6 protein-coding genes are annotated in these 6,139 nt (G+C 40.0%); all 6 read left to right on the top strand.

The window, feature by feature from the left end; translation table 11 throughout:
- A partial coding sequence (locus NYE37_RS11665) for a hypothetical protein (RefSeq protein WP_340712039.1) occupies positions 1 to 574 on the top strand: 574 nt, incomplete at its 5' end.
- A 214-nt stretch (positions 575 to 788) separates the two neighbouring features.
- Entirely contained in the window at positions 789 to 1,973 is a 1,185-nt protein-coding gene (locus NYE37_RS11660) for a hypothetical protein (RefSeq protein ID WP_131470848.1), read from the top strand.
- A gap of 264 nt (positions 1,974 to 2,237) precedes the next feature.
- Positions 2,238 to 3,653: a hypothetical protein gene (locus NYE37_RS11655; protein ID WP_037994264.1), complete on the top strand. Its 1,416-nt coding sequence runs from the start codon at positions 2,238 to 2,240 to the stop codon at positions 3,651 to 3,653.
- A gap of 116 nt (positions 3,654 to 3,769) precedes the next feature.
- Positions 3,770 to 4,414 carry a hypothetical protein gene (locus NYE37_RS11650; protein WP_340712038.1) on the top strand — a complete coding sequence of 215 codons (645 nt, stop codon included), beginning with the start codon at positions 3,770 to 3,772 and terminating at the stop codon, positions 4,412 to 4,414.
- 122 nt (positions 4,415 to 4,536) lie between these two features.
- Positions 4,537 to 5,268, top strand: coding sequence for a hypothetical protein (locus NYE37_RS11645; RefSeq protein WP_049719725.1), 732 nt, complete (start codon positions 4,537 to 4,539; stop codon positions 5,266 to 5,268).
- 121 nt (positions 5,269 to 5,389) lie between these two features.
- Positions 5,390 to 6,121, top strand: a complete 732-nt coding sequence (locus NYE37_RS11640; RefSeq protein ID WP_062842843.1) for a hypothetical protein — start codon at positions 5,390 to 5,392, stop codon at positions 6,119 to 6,121.
- The last annotated feature ends 18 nt before the right edge of the window (positions 6,122 to 6,139 follow it).

Genomic DNA, 6,139 nt, shown 5'->3' with positions numbered 1-6,139 from the left:
ATTTGAAGTGAGTGAAGTGAACAAGGGACATGCTGCCGGACTCATCCGTGTACGGGGATTTGTGAAAGACGGAAAAGATACGGAAGCGACGGTTTTTTGGAAAAAAGAAGAGGAAATGGATGACACCTATCTCACGGAATTATGGACGAAAGAATTGACCCCGAGAATCAAAGATATGTTGAACAAACATATGAGTGTGAGAAGCGTTGACCATGTTTCCTATAATGACGGAACTGCCAAAGACACGAGATATACCGGAAATATTCCTTCCATCTTTGACGTGTTGAAGAATGGAGGGAATGAAAAGTATATCTTGGAGGTGACCGGTGAAATATATGAAAACGGCGGACAGACTCCCGAAAATATCAAGTCATTTCTAAAAGAATTAAGGGATATGAATTTTCATGAGATCGGATTCGAATTCCATGTTTACGATGACCGGTTAAACGCTGATCTTGCCAAAGATGAAAATAAATATTTGTTATATCGCTATAACATTCACATCCCAAACATCCAAAAAGTGAATATCGAAAACCTTGATTTGGATCAATATAAAACTGTGATCCAACATTAAAAAAGATGGGCAGAAAATTTGTTCTGTCCATCTTTTTGCCTTATCGCAAGTCGACAAAGGATAATTTATCAAGTTATTCCTTCATTTTTTAACTCAAATATGGAATTTTTTATTATAATTATTAATATTGGCAAAAGAAAAAGGAAGAAAATCCATCGATTTCAAAGTCTTTAATGAAACGGACTCACAGGTAAAGAGGTGAATGGTTGCCAAGATGAAAAGATTACGTGACGGGAGCCTTTTGTTCTTGTTTCTTTTCGCTTCCATGGTTATTTTTCCGGTTTCAGCCCATGCCGTCGGCGGAGGGTTTGAGGTTCCCGAAATCAATGAGGATTTCCGTGAGATCAAAGAAGGACCGGCTCCCGACAAAGGGACACCGACGGCGGAAACCGGGGAAGGGAAAGGTTTTCCGGATCGTGCGGCGGACGGGATTTCCGGCTTTTTCAACCAATTAAAAAGCGGGGTCCAAAAGGCATGGGATTCCGCCATCATGGCCACCAAAAATGTGGCCCGGCAAGCATGGGACTGGGTGACATCCACTGCCGGGAAAATAACGGGAGGAATGATGCTGGTGGTCACAGCCCTCGCCGGATTGTTCGGCAAGTTCGGCCGGCAGATCCAAAGCACCGTCCAAAGAGCATACAGCAGTCTGAAGCAGAGGATGCAGAACCGGCTGTATCCGAACGGCACATTGAAAGACCGGAAAGTGACTGACCGGGAGTTGGCGATCGCCGCCATGGCATCCAAGGGGGGAACTGTCGGGCAGAAAACCGTGGACAAGCCGGGAAAAGATTGGGAGGCTGTTTCCGGTTTAAGGGAAGAGCTTCCGAACGGCTTGCAAGCCGATGTGTTTGTCAACCCCCGCACCAACGAGATGATGATTGCTTTCCGGGACACGGAGACTTTCCCGGGAAAAACGGGCAAAGGTGCTGCGGGATTTGATCAGGATGCCGTCAATGCGCAAGTGATTGCGGCCCGTAAATATTTGCAAGAAAAGATCTTCAGTGAAGAAAAATACCGCCATTATGACAAGATCCTGACGGGACATGCCTTGGGAGGATATGTCGCTGCGGACTGTGCCGCCAGATACAAGATCCCGGCCGTGACGTTTAATGTTCCAAAGTTGCCAAACGTAAGTGAGAAAACATTGTTGGGGGCATTGGGCGGGTCCAAAGGAGCCGTGGGAATGGCTCCCATGGGCAATTATGCGGTCAAAATCACAGAGGGTTCCCGTGCGGCAAAAGTCGTCAAAGAATCAACCGGTGCATACGACAAACTGATCCGCAACTATCGTTTTCCGGAAACAAGCGGGAATGATTCCGGCGGACGGTTCGGGAAAAAGGGCACACCCCTTTTTGAATTTTTCGGAAAAGTGAAGGGGAATCTTGTTCCAAGATAACTTTTGTCTTATGGGGCGGTTGGAAAGATGCATTTTCAAGGGGAAAACAAGGCGCATGTCACGCCCTTTGTTTTTTTACTTGATAAAATTTCAATATCCCCATTTGAAATTGATGAGATAAATCGGTTAAACAATTTGTGAATAGATTATGAAAAAGAAAGGAGTATTGAAAATAATGTCATATATTATATAATTTCATAGGATTTTCAGAATTCCCCTTCAGCAAGGGGACGCATCATGCAAAAGAGGTGAAAGGTTGCCAAAATGAAAACGATACATCATGGGAAACTCTTCTTATGCTTCATTTTTGTTGCATGTGTACTGGCCACACCAACTGCCTATGCAACCGGTGGCGGGAGTTTCGATGTTCCGCAGATCCATGAGGATTTCAACCAAGGAAAACCGGCTCCGGCTCCCAAGCCGACGGAGGAGCTGAACGTTACCCCGTCCAAGCAGGAGAAAGGCTTCTTCAGCCAAGTGGGAGACTTTGTCTCCGGTTCTTGGAACAAATTAAAAAACGGGGTCTCCAACACTTGGAACAACCTGAAAAACGGCGCGAAAAAGGCTTGGGACACCGCCGCATCCGCCACCAAGAAAGCGGCCCAAAAAGCCTGGGATTGGATGACCTCCACAGCAGGCAAAATTACTGGGGGAATTGTGCTTGGAATCACAGCCCTTACCGGATTGTTGAGTAAATTCGGACAACCCCTCGCCAGAGGAATCCAATCGGCCTATACGAGTTTGAAAAATCTTTTTGCGAGAAAGGGATTGGAAGGACAAAATCTGACCGCCAGTCTGGGGAATGCCGGAATGGCAGGGGGGAACAGCCAATATCCTTATGGAAAGCTGAGTGATATCAATATTTCAGATAAACAGTTGGCTGAGTTATCTGATTTAGTTTATGCTGATGAAACTGTTATAAAAGATGATTTGGATATAGTTTTAGGTGAAGAGTGGGAGATAGATTCAAATTTAAACCTTGATTTAAAAAATGGATTACAAATGTATGTATTCAAAAATATATATTCTAAGGAAATGGTGATTGCTTTTCGAGGAACTGAGCCAGACCGATGGGAAGATATTGTAATTGGTGATGGTCCGATTGCTTTAGGGAATGATATAAATCCACAAGCAATCGAAGCAAGAAAAATGATTTCAAATATAGTTAATAGTGAAGAATATAAAGGATACAAAATGGTATTGACTGGACATTCTCTTGGAGGATATTTGGCATTAGATTCAGCAACTAAATATGGAATTCCAGCAGTAACATTTAATGCTCCTGGAAAAAATTTGTTTCCTAATGTTAATGCCAGCACTATCCTAGGAGGTATTGGGGGAACATTAAGAAGTTATTTTACAAACCTGTTAAATCCCGAAGTTCGTGAAATAGCTGCTAAGGAAATAGCAGGTGCTTATGATGATCTAATTAGAAATTATCGTTATGATGATGACCTTGTTGGTTCATTAGGATATCGTCCGGGTGAAACTTATGAGATAGAATCTGATGGAAGTGTGAAAAGGGTGGACGAGTTAACCGGATTGGATAATCAAATCGGACTTGGATTATCCAGTCACGGGATTTCCAACTTTACCGGATATGACAGAGGTGAAAAAAAACCTGTAGATACACCTATTCCCGATGTATATGATGAAGATGGAAACATTGTAAAAAGGTGAGGTGTAAATTAAAGGTGTTTAGAAAAAGATGGTTTCTTGTAATATTTATGTTTGCTTTGTTGTTAACTGGTTGTCAGACAAATTCGATAGAAACAATACAGGAAGAGGGAAAGCAAATGAGTCAAGAAGAAGAGAAACAGCTCAAAGAAAAGGCAATTAAATATATTAAAGAAAAATATAATAAAGATTTTGAAGTGAGTGAAGTGAGCAAGGGACAAGCTGCCGGACTCATCCGTGTACGGGGAAAAGTGAAAGATGGAAAGGATACGGAAGTGACGGTGATTTGGGAGAAGGACAATGAAATCAAAGATACTTATGTAATAGCGTTATGGAGGCAAGAATTGAGTCCCAAAATAACAGCAATGATAAACAAATATATGGATGTAAGGCGGATTGAAAGTATTTCATACAGCAATGGGAAGAGGCCCCATAAATATAGCGGAGAAGTTCCATCTGTATTTGAAGTGTTGAAAAATGGTGGAGATAAGGACTTTACTTTAGTGATTACTGCACGAATTTATAACGATAATGGGCTGTATGAATCAGGTCTGAAAAACTTTTTGAAAGAAGCCCAATCAATGAATTTTAATAAAGTTATGATGGAAGTATTTGTTGCAGATGATGAATTGAAATCGGCCCCTGAAGACGTTAAGGAAAGCAGCTATACTCTGTATCGCTACAATATTGTTATCGATGACATTCAAAAATTAGATATTGATAATCTTGATCTGGATCAATATAAAACGGTAATCAAAGAATAGAGAAACAGGGATGGGCAAGAAAGATATTGGCCCATCCCTAAATTTATGGCTAAGTCAATGGGACAGCGGAATTTATATAATGATCTTAACAATTGATTGATGATAGGAAGGGAGTAAAAAAGATGAATTTCAAAAGAAGCTGGATTGTTTTCATCCTGTTGTTTGTATACTTGCTGGCAGGATGCACAGGCACGGGAGGAGTGGGAGATATGGATAAAGCTGAAGAAAAAGAGATCAAAGAAAAAGCGATTCGGTATATCAAGGATACGTATAATAAGGAATATGAAGTTTCTGATGTGACGAAAGATTTTTTAAGCGGACAGATATATACAGTTGAAGGAAATATAAAAGATGATAAAAACACTTATGTAGCAATCATTATGGAACAGAATGAAATCAGGGATACTTATGTGGAAACATTATGGACCGAAGAACTCAAACCAAAGATCACGTCATTGGTTCAAAAACATTTTGATGAGAGAAAGATTGAGCACATTGCTTATTCAAATGGCCCGAAAAAAGATAAGTATACCGGAGAGATTCCATCGGTGTTTGAAGTCTTGAAAAATGAAGGGGCTCCGGATTATGAGCTAATCGTAAAATTGAGAGTCTATGAACAAAATGGCCAATATGAAAAAGGAATCAAGAGCTTTTTAGAAGAACTAAAAAAGCTGAACTTTAACCACGTTGGAGTAACAATTTTTGTTGCAGATGATGAATTAAAATCAGCACCGAAGGAAGCCGAAGAAAGTCAATATACCTTATACCGCTATAATATATCATTTGAAGATATCCAAAACATAGACATTGATCATCATGATCTGGATCAATATAAAACAGTAATCAAAGAATAAAGAAACGGGGACGGGCAGAAAGAAATTTGCCCATCCCTAAATTTATGGCTAAGTTAATGGGACAGAGAAATTTATATAATGACCTTAGGAATTGATTGATGATAGGAAGGAAGTGGAAAAGGTGAATATCCAAAGAAGCTGGATGGTTTTCATTCTGTTGTTTGTATTCCTTGTGGCTGGATGCACAGGAACGGGAGGCATGGGAGATATGAATCGAGCAGAAGAGAAAGAGATCAAAGAAAAAGCGATCCAGTATATCAAAGATACATATAATAAAGATTATGAAGTATCCGAGGTCAGGAAAGATCTTTTTACTGGCAAGACTTATACCGTTGAAGGGAATATAAAAGATGGTCAAAACACTTATGTGGCAATCATTATGGAACCGAATGAAATCAGGGATACCTATGTGGCAACATTATGGACGGAAGAATTAAAACCCAAAATCACGTCTTTAGTTGAAAAAAATTTTGATGTAAGAGAAATCGAAAATATTGGTTTTTCAAACGGAACCAAAAAAGATAAGTATACCGGAGAGATTCCATCTGTGTTTGAAGTCTTGAAAAATGGAGGGGATCCAGAATATAAGCTAAATGTGACCTTAAGGGTTTATGAGCAAAATGGTCAATATGAACAAGGAATCAAAAACTTTCTAAAAGAATTAAAAAGGTTAAACTTTAACCAAGTTGGAGTAACAATTTTTGTTGCAGATGATGAATTAAAATCAGCACCAAAGGAAGCTGAAGAAAGTCAATATACCTTATACCGCTATAATATTCATTTTGAAGATATCCAAAACATAGACATTGATCATCATGATCTGAATCAATATAAGACAGTCATTAAAGAATAGAGAAACGGGGATGGGCAG

The organism is Thermoactinomyces sp. FSL K6-2592 (genome assembly GCF_038006465.1).
Taxonomy (GTDB): domain Bacteria; phylum Bacillota; class Bacilli; order Thermoactinomycetales; family Thermoactinomycetaceae; genus Thermoactinomyces; species Thermoactinomyces vulgaris.
Note: the sequence above shows the minus strand (reverse complement) of the source record. Positions and strands in the feature narration are given on the sequence as shown.